Source organism: Myxococcus eversor (assembly GCF_010894455.1).
GTDB lineage: Bacteria > Myxococcota > Myxococcia > Myxococcales > Myxococcaceae > Myxococcus > Myxococcus eversor.
In genome coordinates, this window is the sequence record NZ_JAAIXY010000006.1 from 425295 (window position 1) to 442536 (window position 17242).

Here is a 17242-nt window from a genome sequence, read left to right on the forward strand (position 1 = left end):
TCGACAGGATAAACTCAAGGGCATGAGAGAACCTTCCATCGCACGAGTGGCAGCTTGGAGTCTGGCCATCATGGGGGTGTTCAGCGGCGCTTGCGGGGACGCGCCACAGGTCCCTCGCGATGAAGCACAGCCGACCCCGTCCTCCATGCCGGCGTCCCTGGCCCCGGTGGTCCCGCTCTTCGATTCCAGCACCCCGCTCGAGCCCGCGGTCGTGGTGGATACGCCGACGGCGCTCATCACCCGTCTCGGAGACCGGTCGCGAGATCGCCACGCGCGTGAAGCGCAGTTCCAGAGCTACGAGCACTACCTGCCGCTGTATTTCGAATACCGCACCCACGGCATCGAAATCATCGACAGGGTCGCCAAGGGTGGCACCGACATCACCGTCAACGTCACCTCACTTCATGCCTTGGACACGCCGGACTTCCGCGCGTTCTACCAAGGCCAGGCGGTGCTCTCTCAGTATTGGTTCAACGTGGACATGACGCAGGTGGACCCGCTGCACTACACGGCCACCCTCAATTACAATGCGAAGGAGAACCGGCGGATCCAGGTGGGCGACCGCATGGAGATTGAATTCAGCCCCTTCATGCTCCCGCCCGTCGTGGGACGCGCCAACTATTACGGGACGGCGTTCCTCTACATCGTGGGCCAGGGCGGCATGGTGCCCTGGGAAGGAAAGGGCTCGAACCTGGACTCGTTTCCCCTGCCCCAGGCAGCCTGGCTGGGAGGACGCACGACGCTTGGCTACAGCTACTCAAACGAGCCGGTGCACCTGTTCAAGCAGCTGGCGACGAACATGGCGCCCGGGAACGCCCAGCCGTTCGTCGAGGGGCGGCGCCTGCATCACACCGACTTCGGCGATGGCTCCCACTCGGAGGCTGGCAACCCGAGCTTCACCGCGCAGCAGAACAAGCTCGGGCCCGCCTATATCGCGCGCACCTGCGTTGCCTGCCACATCAGCAATGGCCGCGCGCTTCCTCCCGACCCGGCGACGTCCGTGTATGCCTTGCGGTTCTATGTGAATGACGCTCCCTGGGCCGACCTTCACTACCGGCTCAACGGAGGCTCCCAGCAGAGCTTCCGGATGGCGCATGACAGCTCCAACGCGAACACCCATCTGGTCAACAACATCGCGGCGGGGACGGTCGTCCAGTATCACTTCACCATTGGCAACTCCGCGGGGGGACTGAGCACCACGTCCCCGGTGAGCTTCACGGTGGGCGGTGGTGGCCCCAGTGGAGGGAACCCCTATGGCCACGTCGTCCTCTCGCCTCCCCTCCGCTATACCGTCAGGGTGGGAGCGGTCGGCTCCGCCGTGACGGCGCATCCGGCACTGGGGTGGGTCCTTCAACCGCAGAGCACCACCGGGAGCCCCGAGGGCAACGTGAGCATCTCGGGTTGGACGGTGACGAGTGGCACGTTCGGAGATGGCACGGGCTACCAGTTGCGGCGCCCCCTCTACGACTTCACGGGTCCCGTTCCCACGCACCATTCGGCCCGCATCACGCCGCCCCTGGTCGGGTTGGGTCTGCTGGAGGCGCTCGATGAGGGCACGATTGCCAGCCTCGCCGATGCCAACGATGCCAATGGGGACGGCATCTCCGGGCGCATGCAGACGGTGGTGGATCCACAGACGGGCCAGCCGCGCACCGGGCGCTTCGGCTGGAAGGCGGGCAAGGCGAGGCTCCGGCATCAGGTCGCGAACGCACTCAATGTCGACATGGGGGTCACCACCTCTGTCTTCCCCGTTCCGGATTGCGGCTCGGGGCAGACCTGTGCGGGTGCGAGCACTGAGTTGGCGGATGCGGACCTGGACAGGATGGTGCGCTACATCGCCCTGCTCGGGGTCCCCGCGCGCCGCAACCTCGATGCCCCTCAAGCGATTCAGGGGGAAGGCCTCTTCAACAGCATGGGCTGTGCCCGGTGCCACGTCGCGACGTTGACGACCAGCCCGTATCATCCGTACGCCGAGCTGCGCAGCCAGGTGATTCATCCCTACACCGACATGCTGTTGCATGACATGGGACCAGGGCTGGCGGACAACCTCCCGGAAGAGGGGGCCACGGGAGCGGAGTGGCGCACGCCACCTCTCTGGGGCATTGGCTTGACGGTCGGCATCAGCGGCGGGGAGGCCTATCTGCATGACGGTCGCGCGCGCAGCCTCTCCGAGGCCATCCTGTGGCACGGTGGGGAGGCCGAGTCCTCCAAGGAGGCGTTCCGTACTCTGAGCGGCTCCCAGCGGACGGCATTGCTCGCGTTCTTGCAGTCTCTCTGAGTGGATGAGATGGGGCGCCCGGTTCGGCCGGGCGCTGCTCCTGGCACGGCCCTGAATCCGCAAGCCTTGAAGTGGATGGTGAAGGCGGACGCCGGAACGTCCACGCGGTGCTTGGGCCTGGATGATTCTCCCTGCCTCGCCTGCACGGAATGTCGACGACCGTGCGCGCCTCGCTCACTCGCATTGGCGCACTGCCGAATGTGGCCTTGACGGACCCATGACCTAGTGACCGGGTTCAGGGTGGGCACACTTGAACTCCTCCGTGTAGCGACGCTGCCGCTGTCGCGGCTTCTTCTCTCCCATCATGTCGGACACCGTACCTGCCTCTTCCTCGGCGTCCACTGAAGCGGATCAAGTCCACTCTGCTCAAGCATGCGAAGTGTTGGCCCCGGTGCGACAAGTTCCGCTAGAGCGCATAGGAATGTTGACCGTCAACCAGACAACCACCCCGCAAATGCCCGAGGCAGGGGCGTACAGCACAACAAGTTCCCCCGTCGCAGAGGCTATTCCGGCGCGAGGGAGAGCAGGCTCTCTCTAGAGTCTGGCGTTCCTCGAACAGTTAGCCGTTGCACGCGTGGCGAGAGGGACGTCGTTCCGCCGAGATGTCTCCACAGTCTCACGCGCGTGGAAGAAGCGCATGCAAGGAGTATCCATGTTTATGAGAGGTGTCGTACTCGCGGTGGGATGCATTGCCCTTGTGTCCGGGTGCGCCGAGCCACCCGATGAGCCACCGGAGTTCGAAGGCAACGTCTACGTCGGTCGGGATGCCGAGGTGTCCCTGGTTGCGACGCACGAAATGATTGAAGCTGGCGGCATCACCGAGGCGCTGTACACGACTTCCTTCGCCACGCGATTCCAGTACCAGGGCGATTTCGGCTGGTGGGGCAGCAACGGCGGTTACAGCGCTGATGCCGTCACGGGCCGCATGGTCAGCGGCGACTTCAATGGCGATGGCCGTGACGATATCGCCCAGCTCTACAAGTACGGCGCCTTCTCGAGCCGGGTGCATGTCCTGCTCTCGACCGGGACCTCGTTCCAGTACCAGGGCGATTTCGGCTGGTGGGGCAGTAACGGCGGTTACAGCCCTGACGCCGTCACGGGCCGCATGGTCAGCGGCGACTTCAATGGCGATGGCAGTGACGACATCGCCCTGCTCTACAAGTACGACCCTAGTTGGAGCCGCGTCCACGTGCTTCTGGCAAGGTAGGTTGGAGTTGCTCCCGTCAAATCGGACACGGTCAGGCCTCGCACGGTCAGTCCAGGCGCGATGGGATGGGCATGAGCGCGTCGAAGGGCTCGCCGTGGCCGAGCTGCCCGTCCTGGTTGTTGCCCCAGGCCCACACGTCACCGGCGGGAGTGACGGCGAGCATGTGGTCCTCTCCCACTGCGATGGAGCGCGCTCCCTGGTTCACTCCCTGGACGAGGACCGGGGCAGCGGCGCTGACCTGGAAACATCGCATCCGCCAGCGAATCCCTCGGGACATGTGTCACCTCCGCTCGCGACTCTCGTCTTGAGGGTGTGACCGTGCTGTGACGACGAGGAGCGTAGCGCGATGTCCGTTCGATTCAGAACAGCTTCAGCTGCGCGGCGTGGAAGCGCAGCTCGGTGTTGCTGAACGCCTTGAGGTTGCCGGAGAAGCGGTTGCGTTCGATGCTGCTGGCCCACCCGCCTGCACCCTGGCCACACCGGGTGCGGTGCGCCGCAATCACTCACATTGCGTCTGTGATCGACGCCCCAGGCCCGCCATCTTCGTTGGACGCCCACCCGCTGCTGGGGCCGCACGCGCATCGACCTGCAGTGGCGAGCATCTCGGTGCAGCGCCAAGGCAATCTTCCAGTGCCTGATGCAAGCCTTCGCAGGGATTCTGAACTCCACTGAACGCTCATTCCCCCTCTCTTTCTTGTGCATGAATCTACATGCATGCCGTGCTTCCTTGCGGTAGTCTTTGCCCCGCACCTTGCCGTCCTGAGGATTCCGCCTATGACCAGATGTGCATTGCTGATTGCCGTTGTCGCTACCCAAATCGCCTGTGGCGTGGATACAGCGCCCAGTGAACTGCCTGCTGCGACGGAAGACTCCGAAACGATTGCTTCAACTGAGTCGGCGTTGTGGTCGTGCGGCCTCGGCTGCCCAGCCGGTTCTCATCCTACCGGGTATTCCTGCAGCTTCTCGTGCGGCTCCGACTGCGGATTTGGTAGCTCCAATCAAACCAATTGCGAGACGAACAGCGCCGGCGGGTTCATCCAGTGTGGCATCAGCTGTCCTGCTGGATATCACCCCAGCTATTATTCTTGTACGTTCTCGTGCGGCAGTAGCTGCGGCGCTGGCGCCGTCAACCAAGCCAGCTGCTCACCTAACAGCGGCATCTCTTTCACCACGTGTGGCCTTGGCTGCCCCACCGGATATCATCCCACCGGATATTCCTGCACATCCTCGTGCGCCGCCGACTGCGGGTTCGGCGGCTCCAATCAAACCGACTGCGTGGTGAATAGCACAGCCTTCTCCCAGTGTGGGACGCGCTGCCCCAGCGGGTATGTTCTAGAATCTGCGTTTTGCAACTCCAGCTGTGGAAGCTGTCCCATTGGGTCGGCCAATGCGGTCCGTTGCAGGCAGCCCTGACGCCAGTTCTCGCCCATTCTGAGGACTACCACGGTGCGCACACCGGTTGAAGCGGGGAGCCACAGGAGGCGAACCATGCAGTTGCCTCCTGAGATCGCACGGTTGCGAGTGCCTCTCTCATCGCTTCACGGAGGACCACATGCGTGCGGGCGCCGAGGGCCCGCATGCGCGTCTTTACCTTCAGCCAGCACTGACCATACTGCCAAAGGAGGCATTGGCGCCCATGACGCAGCGACCGAATTCCAGGGCAGGCACAGCGATGGCTGGGCGTCCCGCTCAGTGGCTTCGTCATGTTGGAGACGCCCTTCGGTCCGGCCCCACCCGGCTCAACTGATCCGAAAGCTGATCCGAAGCAGCGCATCGAGATCAGTGAGCCTGTCGCCCTTCTCCTCGCGCTCATCCATGATTGCGGTGAGGAATGCGGTCTGTTCGGATGATAGACGTGTGTGGTCTACGACGGAGAGAGGTGGGCCGCTGACGAGGAGGAACATCGCACCGCCTCCTGGGCTGAGATCCACGAAAACGTAACCTTCACCAAGCTTCGAGAACCAGCCTGGAGTGCGGGAAGCGGTGCGTACAAGGTAATCGAGTCGCAGTGAGATGAGCCGGGTAGTCTTGCGGCCACGCGATGCAGTGGTGTGACCGCGCCCGGCCGGGTAGCTGAGCAGGGAGCGGCTCTGAAGGCCCTTGAGCCAGGCCAGGCTCCACCGAGGTTCAACGCGCCGGGTGAGCTGGGTCGCGGCATGGTCCGCCGACAGGTCCAGCTGCATCAGCGTCGACTCGCCCCCCGCCTCTCGCAGGAGGTCCACCATGCGCTTCTGGCCGATGTTTTGTTGCACGTGAACCCACTCGTGCAGGAAGTATAGCATTGCGGTAGCCAGGAGCTCTTCCCTGTCAGAGATGCTGGCCACCATCTGCTGATAGCTCGGCTCGTGAAGGATGACGCAGTCGCCGCGCACTTCGACTTGGTCCTCTTGGGGCAGATTCATGAAGCGCACGTCTCGCGCCTCCTGGAACATCCCAGGCAGATCGATACCGAAGACGGGCTCGGTCCACGGCAGGTGAAGAACACGACGGAACTCATCCTGGAGCCAACTCAGAGAGGCTGTGTTGCGATGGGTGAAGTCAGGCCGCTCCAATTCGAGGGTGAGCACAGCTCGAAGGGCGTCCGGGGACCCTCCAAGTTCGTTGAGAATTCGCAACGCGAGAGGCGTGTCGTCCGTCGAAGGGGCCGCCTCGAGTGCTTCCTCAAGACCGATGGCCACCGCCGCGCCCAGACCCGGCAGAGCCGTGAGCTTCAAGAGCGGCTCCAGATCCTTCCTGGCACGCAGCCCATGAAGACGAATCCATTCTTTGACCAGATAGTGTGCCCAGTCCGCCACCGCGGTGGGAGCGTTCGGTTCACTTGCTGCGGTGCCCAGAATCTCCAGAGCGCGGGAGAGGGGAGACACCTCGAGGAACCGCAAGGGCTTTGACTGCCCAGGAGGATGATGGAAAGCCAGCCGCCAAGTGACTGGATGAAAGCGCTCATTGGCGTTATGGGCGATGGCCTCGAATCGCCCATCGACGAGTCCCTGGAGAATGGCTTGGCTCGCCCGAGGCAGCTTCTTCGGAGCCTCCAGCGGATGGGCACAGTGCTCGGCCCACCAGTTTCCACGGTACATCGAGGCCACCAACTCGCAAATGAGCGTACCTGGAGCACCTTCCGCTAGCACACGCTCCGCTACCTGCCAGAAGAGCTCCATGTGCTGAGGCCCGATGCCCTCGTTGGGTCTGGCGTGAAGAGAGAGGAACCGAAGCACAAGCTGAAGCTCCGCAGGCTTTCCCTCGGCGAGGCACTCCAACAACATGACAAGCAATGGCCCTTGCCCTGGCTGGCGAAGTTCCGCTGCGCCCTTTTCGATCATCCAATGAGCCAGGGGAACGAAAGACCTCAGTAGATCGGTGCGCCGGCGCTGCTCTTGTTCGATCTGCCCCTGTGCTGTTCTGTCTTTGCTGGGTTCCACCTGTGAGAGGAGACCGAGGAACTGACTGAGGTTTTTGATCGGCGGGTCTCGAATACCGGGGACACTCGAGAGATGGCTCCAGGTGGCATTCAGGATCTTGGCCACGAGTCCCGCGTCTCCAGCCTTGGCGCTCAGTGCAATCCACCCCACCAGCGGATCGAGGACCGGTCCAATGGAGGCTGCGGTAGAAGGATCCGCGATGAGCTCCGCGAAAACGCGCGGCAGGAAGTCATGAAGGTCGGCGCTAATGGGGCTGCCCATCAACTGTCGGGCCAGCCTGGCCACCAGAGCAGTGACCATGCCGCTGCGCCCGGAACGTCTGTCGACCCCGCACGCGACCTCGACCCATAGAGCAGCTGCGGCTGTCCACATCTGGTCCTCCAGCCGGCTTTCGAGGATGACAGAAGCTTCTTCCGGAGATAGTCCTGCGGCGTAGTGCAACTGCGACGCAACGTTGCCTCTGAATGCTTTTGCGGGAATCATGGGGTCCCTCTTTTGGCGTAGTTTACACCGTTGACGTCCAACCACATGCCAGCGGCATTCCCACCTTCTGGAGCCCTCTCCGCCAACGTGATTGCGACAGTGCGTTCGAGAGATTACTGCGCGGCTTCTTGTGAGGCGGAGAGCCGCGCGGGTCGTTTATCCAGACAGCGATTGGCGAAGCCTTCGGCACGGAGGCACCGCAAGGGAAACGCTCAGGGGGCGTTGCCTTCCTTGCGCGGAAGGGAGCGGGCCCAGCGAAGGGTAGGCGGAGGGTGGCTGGATCAGAGGCATCCCGAGAGCGCCCTCGCTTCAAGTATGGGTTCAGCTCCCCAACGCGTACTCGAACCACGGTCCCTGTGATTGACAGCCAAGGTTCCTGGCTGACCACCACAGCCCCTGGGAGAAGGCGCTCACCGCGCCTCACCCCGTCCGGCACCGACGCGAGGATTTGACCTTCGGCAGCTCGTCCTGGATGGCGCGCACGTTCAGCGGCACCTTGAGGCGATGTGCAAGCCACTGCCCCAGGTGCTGGATGTACTGGGCACTGGCGCTGCCGCGCTCCAGTCGCACGGGGCCCTTGGGCGTGTTCAGGAACAAGGAGGAATACACCCACTCCGGCGTGCCGAGTTCCCCGGTCTCGTCCTGCCGCACCTCGAGCGACTTCACGCCGTGGTTCACACGTATGGGCCGTCCGATGCGGTACCGGACCTTCTCAAGGACACCCGGACGGATCTCCCACTCCCGCCGCGACTGGAACGAGGGACAGGCCTTCAGCCCCACCCAGCCCACGAACCCCACCAGCGCCACCGCGAACAGCGGCCCCTCCACGGTGGCTCCGTCGATGCCCTGTCTCCACATCACGACGGCAGCAGACACCAGGAGCAGCAGCACCACGCCGCCCAACGCCCAGGCGCGTTCAATCCCACCATCCCACTCGCGGCGAAGCACCACGCCGCCCTCAGGAAGCGCAATCGCTTCGCGTCCCTCGGGCACACAGGCCGTGAGCACCTTGGGCGTGACACCCAGCTCGGAGAGTCCACACAGTCGCTTCCACAGCGCCTCGTGCTCCAACTCCCCCACGCTCGCGAGTTCCACAACCTTCCCGGTGTGCAGCAGCGCCGTGACGCTCCCCACAGGTTCAGGAAAGGCCGCCACGTCGGAGTACGGCAGGTGGTGCACCTCACTCCCCGGGCCCCTCCACTGTCGCCACGTCACGCCTTTCGAGTCCATCGCGACCTGGTCCTCGCCGATGACCGGGCGCACCAGGAACCGCGCGAAGCGGAAGCCCACCCATAGCCACCCCGTCTGCGCGGCGGACACCAGTAATCTCCCGAGCACCAGCCCCATGGCCGGGACACCCGTCATCGAACTCCGGGCATTCATATGCACCGGGAGCAGGAGCGCCTGAAGCACCGCGACGAGCACGTCCAGGCCCAGCTTCGCGCCCGCGCCTCCGATAGCACACCAGATGAACAGAACAGCGCTGTTGAACCGCTTCCTCTGAGCGGTCGCGCGCGGCCGAAACCGCCAATCGGGCGTCCCCCTAGCGCCAGCCATGACCTGCTCCTTCCCACTCGTGCTCGACGCCTCACCGACTCGCGAGGCCCGCCCCCCACTCAGGCACGCGGGCCTCGGGCGGAAAGCACGTCACCCCATTGTCACCCGGCCGCCGCCCCGCTGCTATCCTCGGGCCCATGAAGCGCCCCCCAGAGCAAGACGCGCCCGCGATGCCGTCGCTGCTCGTCTTCACCATCGCGGTGCTCCTCTTCGGCTCGCCTCTGCGGCGTCTGTGGTTGGCGGAGGACGCGCCCGGGTACATGCCCTTCGTCGTCTGGCTGGGCGTCATCGCCCTGGGGGCCTGGGCCGCGTACCGGAGCGGTGGCCATGACGCTTGAGATTGGCTCACTCGTCGCCGCCTCCGTCGCCTATCTGATGGTGCTGTTCCTCGTCGCCTACGCGGCCGAGCGCGGCCTCATCTCCTCGCGCATCACCCAGCACCCGCTCGTCTACGCGCTCGCGCTCGGCGTCTACGCGACGTCGTGGTCCTACTTCGGCAGCGTGGGCTACGCGGCCCGACACGGCTTCCGCTACCTGGGCATCTATCTGGGCGTCACGCTGGCCTGCCTGCTCGTGCCCGTGCTGTGGCGCCCGTTGCTGCGCCTCACTCGCGAGCTCCAGCTCACCTCGCTCGCGGACCTGCTCGCCTTCCGCTACCCCGGACAGAGCACCGGCACCGCGGTGACGCTCTTCATGCTCGCGGGCAGCCTCCCCTACCTCGCCCTCCAGGTGCGCGCCGTCGTCGAGTCCGCCAAGGTCCTGAGCCCTTCCGCCTCGCCCACGCTCGTCGGCATGGGCTTCTGCGCGGTGCTCATCGTCTTCTCCGTCCTCTTCGGCGCGCGCCACCTCACCGCTCGCGAGCGCCACGAAGGGCTGATGCTGGCCATCGCCTTCGAGTCCGCGGTGAAGGTGGTGGCCCTCGTGGCCGTGGGCGCATGGGCCGTGTCGTCCGTCTTCGGCGGCGTGGACGGACTGTGGAAGTGGCTGGAGGCAAATCCCGAAGCGGTGGAGCAACTGCGCCGTCCCGCGCGTGACGCATCCTGGGCTCCGCTGCTGGTGCTCTCCTGCGCCGCCGCCTTCCTCACCCCGCGCAGCTACCACGTCGCCTTCACCGAGGCCCCCGAGCGCGACGCGCTCTCCACCGCGACGTGGGCCTTCCCGCTCGTGTTGCTGGTGATGAACCTGGCCGTGCCCATCGTGCTGTGGAGTGGCGAGGCGCTGTCCCTGCCCTGGCCCGCGGACTTCCACCTGCTCGCGGTACCCGCCTCGCGCGGCGCCACGGGGCTCGCGCTGGTGGCCTTCCTGGGCGGCGTGTCCGCGTCCAGCGCCATGGTCATCGTCACCACGCTGGCCCTGGCCCCCATGTGCCTGACGCATCTGGTGCTGCCCCTCGGCTACGCGCGCGGACAGCCCCACCTCTACGGCTGGCTCCTCTGGGCGCGCCGACTGCTCATCGCCCTCATCATCCTCGCGGGCTACGGCTTCTACCGGCTCCTCGACACTCGCGGCCTGGGGCTCGTGGACCTGGGGCTCGTGTCCTTCGTCGCGGTGGCGCAGTTCGCCCCGGGCGTGCTGGGCCTGTTGTTCTGGAAGCGCGCCACTCGCGCGGGACTGCTCTCGGGCATGGGCGCCGGGGCCGCCACGTGGATGCTCACGCTCGTGGTGCCACTGTGGGCCTCTCCCGGCCTGGTCGCGTGGACCCACCGCGTCGCCATGCTGCTCGGCTTCCCAGGGGACGAGCCCTGGGGCTTCTCCACCTTCGCGTCGCTCACGCTCAACACGCTGGCCTTCGTCGCCGTGTCCCTGGCCACTCGACAGTCCGAGTCCGAAGCCGAGGCCGCGCGGGCCTGCACACGGGAGGCTCCGGGACTCGTCTCCGGTGGCGTGGAGGCGGGCTCGCCCCGGGAGTTCCGCGAGCGGCTCGCGCCCCTGCTCGGTGCCGAGGCCGCGTCGGCGGAGGTCGACCGCGCGCTGGCGGGCCTGGATATGTCCCCCGACGAGCGCCGCCCCGCCGAGCTGCGCCGCCTGCGCGACGGCGTGGAGCGCAACCTGTCCGGACTCCTGGGCCCAGTGCTCGCGCGCCTCACCGTGGAAGAAGCGCTGCGCCTGGGGCCCGGCACCCGCGCCGCGCTGGCCGAGCAGCTCCGCTTCGTGGAAGAGCGCCTGCGCGATGCCCGGGGCATGCAGGGCCCCGTGCACGCGGTGGAGGCGGTGCGGCGCTACCTGCGGCGCATCCTTGAGGACCTGCCGCTCGGCGTGTGCGCGGTGGGCCCGGATGGCGAGGTGGTCATCTGGAACGCCGCGCTGGAGCGACTGTCCGGCGTGGAGGAGCACGCCGCTCGCGGCCATCCCCTCGCAGCCCTTCCCGCCCCTTGGGGCCCGCTCCTCTCCAGCTTCGCGGCCGGCGCCGAGGCGGACACCGAGACGCGCGTCACGGTGGACGAAGCCGAGCGCACGCTGCGGCTCCACCGCTCACGATTGACGCCGGATGAAGAAGGCGGCGGCACCTCGGAGGGCATGGCGCTGCTCGTGGAGGACCTGACGGCGCGCAAGGCCGTGGATGCGCGACTCGCACATCAGGACCGACTGGCCTCACTCGGACGCGTGGCGGCGGGCGTGGCGCACGAGATTGGCAATCCCCTGACGGCCATCGCCAGCCTGACGCAGAACCTCAAGTACGAGCTGAACGATGCCGACGCGGTGAAGGAGCGCACCCAGCTCATCCTCCAGCAGTGCCGCCGCATCGACGCCATCGTGCGCGCGCTGGTGGGCTTCAGCCACGCCGGCACGGTGGGCGGGGAGGCTCGCCCCTTCGCGCACGTGGAGGTAGGCCCCCTGCTGAGCGAGGCCGTGCAGCTCGCCCGCCTGGCGCGCACCGCGACGAAGTCCCGAGGCGTCCGCTTCGAGCACCGCAGCCCGGAGGGGCTCGTCGTCCAGGGCGACTCGCAGCGACTGGAGCAGGTCCTCGTCAATCTCCTGACCAACGCCATGGATGCCTCACCGGAAGGCGCCAGCGTGGAGCTGGAGGCGGAGGCCACGCAGGGCCGCATCCACCTGCGCGTGTTGGACCGGGGGCACGGCATTCCCTCCGAACTCTCACAGCGGGTCTTCGAGCCGTTCTTCACCACGAAGCAGCCGGGCGAGGGCACGGGCCTTGGGCTCGCGCTGGTGGCGGGCATCGTCCGGGAGCACGGCGGCACCATTCAGGTGGACAGTCGGACGGGGGGAGGGACTAGCGTGACGGTGAGCCTGCCCGATGCGCGCGGCGTGGAGTCGAGCACGCGTCCAGGTCCGGGAGCCACCGCATGAGTCGCATCCTGGTCATCGAGGACGAGCCCATCATCCGCACGGAGCTGCGACGACTCCTCGTACGCGCGGGGCACGACGTGTCCGAGGCGGGCGCGGTGCAGGAGGCCTCGAGCGACTACGCGCTGGACTCGTTCGACCTGGTGCTGTCGGACCTGCGCCTGCCGGGCGCGCCAGGCACGGACATCATCGCCCTGTGCCCGGGTGTGCCGGTGCTCATCATGACGAGCTACGCGACGGTGAAGTCCGCCGTGGACGCGATGAAGCTGGGCGCAGTGGACTACATCGCCAAGCCGTTCGACCACGACGAGCTGCTGCTCCAGGTGGAGCGCGTGCTGCGCGAGGGCAAGCTCACCCGGCAGAACGCCGCGCTCAAGCGCGAGGTGGAGCAAGCGTATCCAGTGAGCGGCATGGTGGGCAGCAGCCCCGCGATGCGCGACGTGTTCGAGCGCATCCGCAAGGTCGCCCCCTCCCCCGCCACGGTGCTGGTGCTCGGCGAGTCCGGCACCGGCAAGGAGCTGGTGGCCCGCGCCCTCCACGCGCAGAGCCCTCGCGCGGACGGCCCGCTGATATCGGTGAACTGCGCGGCGATTCCAGAGGGACTCCTGGAGAGCGAGCTGTTCGGCCACGAGAAGGGCGCCTTCACCGGCGCGCTCACCGCGCACGCGGGCCTGGTGGAGGCCTCGCACGGCGGCACCCTCTTCCTGGACGAAGTGGGTGAACTGCCCGCGCCCGCGCAGGCGCGCCTGTTGCGCATGCTCCAGGACGGCGAGGTGCGGCGCGTGGGCTCCACGCGGCCTCGCAAGGTGGACGTGCGCATCGTCGCCGCCACGCACCGGGACTTGCCTCGCCGCGTGCAGGAGGGCGTCTTCCGCCAGGACCTCTACTTCCGCCTGCGCGTGGTGGAGATTCGCATGCCGCCCCTGCGCGAGCGCGGCGACGACCTGCCCGTGCTGGCGAAGTACCTGCTGGAGAAGGCCTGCCGGAAGCTCGGCCGCGCCCCGGCGACGCTGTCACCGGAGGCGATGCTGGCCTTGAGCGTCCACCCCTGGCCCGGCAATGTGCGCGAGTTGGAGAACGCCCTGGAGCGAGCCGTCATCCTCTCGGATGGCCCCGTCGTCACCCCCGACCTGCTCGCGCTGGAGCTGCCCGGCGGCGAGGCGAGTCCGCTCACCCCCGACGCGCCCGAGCCCGGCGAGCCCGAAGCCGAGGAGGCGGGCGGCTCCATGGAGGAGTACTTCCGCCGCTTCGTGCTCGAGCACCAGGAGCACATGGGCGAGACGGAGCTGGCGAAGCGCCTGGGCATCAGCCGCAAGGCCTTGTGGGAGAAACGCCAGAAGCTCGGCCTCCCGCGCACGCGCGCCTGACGCACCGCCTTCAGGGCGGGAGCGATGTCGTCAGCCAACGACTCGGCTCGTGCGCGATTCGTTACGACGCATTGCATGATTCGTTACCGAGGTAACGCCCACGTCACCTTCCGTAACATCCTGACGCGGCGAGCCAACCTCCAAGGTCTTGAATCTCCGCGCGGTGGACGTTGGCCGGAGTGTTGCTCTGGGCGACGGGCATGCCCCTCACCCCCACGCGCCCGTTGCCGCTGCTGCTGACGCTCGCGGTGGCCCTGCTCCCCTTGGGCTCCGCGGTCGCCGGGAAGATCACCATCAACGACGAGGCCCACCTCAACATCAATCTGTTGTTGCAGCCTCAGGCCCAGTTCATCAAGGACGGAGCACCCGTCGGGCACGTGGGCACCGACTTCTTCCTGCGGCGCGTGCGGCTGCTCGTCTTCGGCAACGTGACGAAGCGGCTGTCCTTCTTCATGGAGACGGACCAGCCCAACTTCGGCAAGGACGGCAACTACAACGTCGACTTCTTCGTCCAGGACGCGTTCGCCTCCTACGAGTTCGCCGACAAAATCTGGGTGGACGCGGGCTTCCTCATCGCCCCCTTGTCACGCCACAACCTGCAGGGCGCCATCGCGCTCAACACCGTCGACTTCCACTCCAACCTCATCCGCTTCACGCCGGGCGTCGGGAAAGTCTGGCGCGACATGGGCGTGCAGCTTCGCGGCTTTGTCGGGCCGCTCGGCTTCCGCGCCGCCATCCTCAATGGCGCGGAGGGCACCGTCCGCGAGGATGCGCCCGCCATCAACCCGGATGACATTCCCCGAGGCGTGGCGATGGTGCGGTGGAACTTCCTCACCCGCGAAGAGGACCTCTTCTTCCAGGGCATCTACTTCACCGAGAAGCCCCACCTCTCCGTGGGCGCGGGCGCGGACTACCAGCCCTCCGCCGTCGCGACAGCCAGCGGCGTGCACGACTCGGTGGCGTTCTCCGCGGACGTGTTCCTGGACTGGCCCATGGGCAACAACCAGGAGCTCGTCTTCCAGACGGGCGTGTACACCTACCGCCAGGGGATGGACAGCGCGCAGAGCGGCACGGGCTTCCTGTCTGAGCTGGGCTACCGCATCGGCCACGTGGAGCCGCTCGTGTCCGTGGAGTACTTCAACTCGCGCGTCATCGCGCAGGACGCGTTCGTGGTGAGGCCCGGCTTCAACCTCTGGTTCCAGAAGCACACCTTCAACCTGAAGACGGAGGTCGCCATCTCCCGCCTGGGCGACATCTCCGAGACGGACACCGGCATCGCCGGCACCGCGCAGCTCCAGTTCTTCTACTGACACCTCCCCGCTCTCCCGAGGTCACCCCCGATGACTGCCGCGAAGGATTCGTTCGTCCCGCCGAAAGAGCACTTCTCCAGGGACTCCCACGTGAAAAATCTGGCGGAGTACCGCGACCTCTATCAAAAGAGTTTGCGAGAACCCGACGCCTTCTGGGGCGAGCAGGCCCAGCGGCTCACCTGGTTCCATCCGCCGGAGGCCATCCGCGAGGTGGACGCGGAGCAGGTGGACTTCTCCTGGTTCAGCGGCGGCAAGCTCAACGCCGCGTACAACTGCGTGGACCGCCACGCGCGCGAGCGCCCCGGCAAGGCCGCCATCATCTGGGCCAAGAACGAGCCGGGCGAATACCAGACCATCACCTTCCGGGAGCTGCGGCACCACGTCGGCCGCGTGGCCAACGTGCTCAAGGCCCACGGCGTCCGCAAGGGCGACCGCGTCTGCATCTACCTGCCGATGATTCCGGAGCTGGCGTACACCATGCTCGCGTGCGCGCGGCTTGGCGCGGTGCACTCGGTGGTGTTCGCGGGCTTCTCCTCGGAGTCGCTGCGCGAGCGCATCCTCGACTGCGGCGCCAGGGTGCTCGTCACCGCGAACGAGGGCCCGCGCGGCCCCAAGAGCGTCCCCACCAAGGCCATCGCCGACGAGGCGGTGGAGGGCCTCACCCAGGTGACGTCCGTACTGGTGGTGCGGCGCACGTCGCGCGAAGTCCCCATGGTGGAAGGGCGCGACGCGTGGCTGGACGTGGAGATGGCGCGCCACCGGGGCGTGTGTCCCGCCGAGTGGATGGACGCGGAGGACCCGCTCTTCATCCTCTACACCTCCGGCTCCACCGGAAAGCCCAAGGGCGTGCTGCACACCACGGGCGGCTACCTCGTGTATGCGGCGACCACGCACCACTACGTCTTCGACGCGCGGCCCGACGACGTGCACTTCTGTACGGCGGACCTGGGCTGGGTGACGGGCCACAGCTACCTGCTGTACGGCCCGCTCCTCAACGGCACCACCACCGTGCTGTTCGAGTCCACGCCGTCGTACCCCGACGCGGGCCGGCTCTGGCAGGTGGTGGACGACGTGAAGGCCACCGTCATCTACACGGCGCCCACCGCGCTGCGCGCGCTCATCAAGGAGGGCGACGCGTGGGTGAAGAAGTCCTCGCGCAAGTCGCTGCGCCTCCTGGGCAGCGTGGGCGAGCCCATCAACCCGGAGGTCTGGCGCTGGTACCACGACGTGGTGGGCGAGGGCCGCAACCCCATCATCGACACGTGGTGGCAGACGGAGACGGGCGGCATCCTCATCTCCCCGCTGCCGGGCGCGACGCCGTGCAAGCCGGGTTCCGCCACCCTGCCCTTCTTCGGCGTGGAGCCGGTGCTGCTCGACGACGAGGGCCGCGTCATCGAGGGCAACGGCGTCAGTGGCAACCTGTGCCTGGCGCGCTCGTGGCCCGGACAGGCGCGCACGCTGTACGGCCATCACCAGCGCTTCGTGGAGACGTACTACTCGCGCTTCCCCAACCTGTACTTCACCGGCGACGGCTGCCGGCGCGACGAGGACGGCTACTACTGGATTACCGGCCGCGTGGATGACGTCCTCAACGTCTCCGGCCATCGCCTGGGCACCGCGGAGGTGGAGAGCGCGCTCGTCGCGCACGAGGCCGTGGCCGAGGCCGCCGTGGTGGGCTTCCCCCACGACATCAAGGGCACGGGCGTGTGCGCCTTCGTCACGGTGAAGCCCGACTGGCAGGAGACGTCCACCGAGCAGATGGTGGGCGCGCTCAAGGAGCAGGTGCGCCACGTCATCGGCCCCATCGCCACGCCGGACCGCGTCGTCGTCGTCAACGGCCTGCCCAAGACGCGCTCCGGCAAGATTCTGCGCCGCATGTTGCGCAAGATTGCCTCCGGCGAGACGGAGAACCTGGGAGACGCCACCACCCTCGCAGACCCCGCCGTGCTGGATGAGCTGCTCATCAAGGGCGCGCCCGTGCGGGCCAAGTCCTGATTCCCCCTGGCCTTCCGACGTCACACTGGAGACAAGCGATGCCTACGAAATCCCAAGAAGACGCCCTGGAAGCACTCGCCGCGTCGCGCTGGAGGGTGGCCGCAGTCCTGACGGGGGCCACGCTGGTGGCGTACTTCGGCTTCATCCTGCTGGTGGCCTTCAACAAGCCGCTGATGGGCAAGCAGCTCACTCCCGGCCTGTCGGTGGGAATCCTCCTGGGTGCCATCGTCATCGTCACCGCCTGGGCGCTGACGGGCATCTACATGATCTGGGCGAACGGCAAGTACGACCGCGCCCTGAGCCAACTGCGTCGCTGAGAG

12 protein-coding genes are annotated in these 17242 nt (G+C 66.8%); 8 read left to right on the plus strand and 4 right to left on the minus strand.

The window, feature by feature from the left end:
- The first annotated feature begins 145 nt into the window (after positions 1-145).
- Both G4D83_RS15275 and G4D83_RS15280 read left to right on the plus strand, forming a co-directional pair.
- Positions 146-2278 (plus strand): di-heme oxidoredictase family protein, encoded by a 2133-nt coding sequence (locus G4D83_RS15275; RefSeq protein WP_420826636.1) that lies wholly within the window; start codon positions 146-148, stop codon positions 2276-2278.
- Positions 2279-2930: 652 nt separating this feature from the next.
- On the plus strand, positions 2931-3485 hold the full coding sequence (locus G4D83_RS15280; RefSeq protein WP_163865467.1) for an FG-GAP repeat domain-containing protein: 555 nt from the start codon (positions 2931-2933) through the stop codon (positions 3483-3485).
- Between the two features lie 46 nt (positions 3486-3531).
- Here the strand turns inward: G4D83_RS15280 and G4D83_RS15285 are convergent, their stop codons facing one another.
- The 4 genes from G4D83_RS15285 to G4D83_RS15300 all read right to left on the minus strand — a co-directional run bounded on the left by G4D83_RS15285 (position 3532) and on the right by G4D83_RS15300 (position 8752).
- Positions 3532-3762 carry an RCC1 domain-containing protein gene (locus G4D83_RS15285; RefSeq protein WP_163865468.1) on the minus strand — a complete coding sequence of 77 codons (231 nt, stop codon included), beginning with the start codon at positions 3760-3762 and terminating at the stop codon, positions 3532-3534.
- Between the two features lie 82 nt (positions 3763-3844).
- Positions 3845-3988 (minus strand): hypothetical protein, encoded by a 144-nt coding sequence (locus tag G4D83_RS15290; RefSeq protein ID WP_163865162.1) that lies wholly within the window; start codon positions 3986-3988, stop codon positions 3845-3847.
- A gap of 1236 nt (positions 3989-5224) precedes the next feature.
- On the minus strand, positions 5225-7387 hold the full coding sequence (locus tag G4D83_RS15295; RefSeq protein WP_163865469.1) for a hypothetical protein: 2163 nt from the start codon (positions 7385-7387) through the stop codon (positions 5225-5227).
- A 420-nt stretch (positions 7388-7807) separates the two neighbouring features.
- Positions 7808-8752 (minus strand): hypothetical protein, encoded by a 945-nt coding sequence (locus G4D83_RS15300; RefSeq protein WP_163865470.1) that lies wholly within the window; start codon positions 8750-8752, stop codon positions 7808-7810.
- 329 nt (positions 8753-9081) lie between these two features.
- On the opposite strand from G4D83_RS15300, the gene G4D83_RS15305 reads away from it, so the two are divergent.
- From G4D83_RS15305 to G4D83_RS15330, 6 genes are all read left to right on the plus strand, one after another.
- Positions 9082-9282, plus strand: coding sequence for a hypothetical protein (locus G4D83_RS15305; RefSeq protein ID WP_141640700.1), 201 nt, complete (start codon positions 9082-9084; stop codon positions 9280-9282).
- Positions 9272-12253, plus strand: a complete 2982-nt coding sequence (locus G4D83_RS15310) for an ATP-binding protein (RefSeq protein ID WP_163865471.1) — start codon at positions 9272-9274, stop codon at positions 12251-12253. The genes G4D83_RS15305 and G4D83_RS15310 overlap by 11 nt, the downstream gene beginning before the upstream one ends.
- Positions 12250-13617 (plus strand): sigma-54-dependent transcriptional regulator, encoded by a 1368-nt coding sequence (locus G4D83_RS15315; protein WP_163865472.1) that lies wholly within the window; start codon positions 12250-12252, stop codon positions 13615-13617. The genes G4D83_RS15310 and G4D83_RS15315 overlap by 4 nt, the downstream gene beginning before the upstream one ends.
- Before the next feature lie 200 nt (positions 13618-13817).
- Positions 13818-14927, plus strand: a complete 1110-nt coding sequence (locus G4D83_RS15320) for a porin family protein (protein WP_163865473.1) — start codon at positions 13818-13820, stop codon at positions 14925-14927.
- A 30-nt stretch (positions 14928-14957) separates the two neighbouring features.
- The gene (gene acs, locus G4D83_RS15325; protein ID WP_163865474.1) at positions 14958-16922 is read left to right on the plus strand and encodes an acetate--CoA ligase; all 1965 of its coding nucleotides are present in this window, start codon (positions 14958-14960) and stop codon (positions 16920-16922) included.
- Positions 16923-16960: 38 nt separating this feature from the next.
- Complete coding sequence (locus G4D83_RS15330) at positions 16961-17239, plus strand: DUF485 domain-containing protein (RefSeq protein WP_163865475.1); 279 nt, start codon at positions 16961-16963, stop codon at positions 17237-17239.
- The last annotated feature ends 3 nt before the right edge of the window (positions 17240-17242 follow it).

Coding starts and splice junctions, on each gene's coding strand:
- G4D83_RS15300 (WP_163865470.1), bottom strand. CDS start 8,752: ATGACGGGTGTCCCGGCCATGGGGCTGGTGCTCGGGAGATTACTGGTG.
- G4D83_RS15280 (WP_163865467.1), top strand. CDS start 2,931: ATGTTTATGAGAGGTGTCGTACTCGCGGTGGGATGCATTGCCCTTGTG.
- G4D83_RS15315 (WP_163865472.1), top strand. CDS start 12,250: ATGAGTCGCATCCTGGTCATCGAGGACGAGCCCATCATCCGCACGGAG.
- G4D83_RS15320 (WP_163865473.1), top strand. CDS start 13,818: ATGCCCCTCACCCCCACGCGCCCGTTGCCGCTGCTGCTGACGCTCGCG.
- G4D83_RS15330 (WP_163865475.1), top strand. CDS start 16,961: ATGCCTACGAAATCCCAAGAAGACGCCCTGGAAGCACTCGCCGCGTCG.
- G4D83_RS15275 (WP_420826636.1), top strand. CDS start 146: ATGCCGGCGTCCCTGGCCCCGGTGGTCCCGCTCTTCGATTCCAGCACC.
- G4D83_RS15295 (WP_163865469.1), bottom strand. CDS start 7,387: ATGATTCCCGCAAAAGCATTCAGAGGCAACGTTGCGTCGCAGTTGCAC.
- acs (WP_163865474.1), top strand. CDS start 14,958: ATGACTGCCGCGAAGGATTCGTTCGTCCCGCCGAAAGAGCACTTCTCC.
- G4D83_RS15305 (WP_141640700.1), top strand. CDS start 9,082: ATGAAGCGCCCCCCAGAGCAAGACGCGCCCGCGATGCCGTCGCTGCTC.
- G4D83_RS15310 (WP_163865471.1), top strand. CDS start 9,272: ATGACGCTTGAGATTGGCTCACTCGTCGCCGCCTCCGTCGCCTATCTG.
- G4D83_RS15285 (WP_163865468.1), bottom strand. CDS start 3,762: ATGTCCCGAGGGATTCGCTGGCGGATGCGATGTTTCCAGGTCAGCGCC.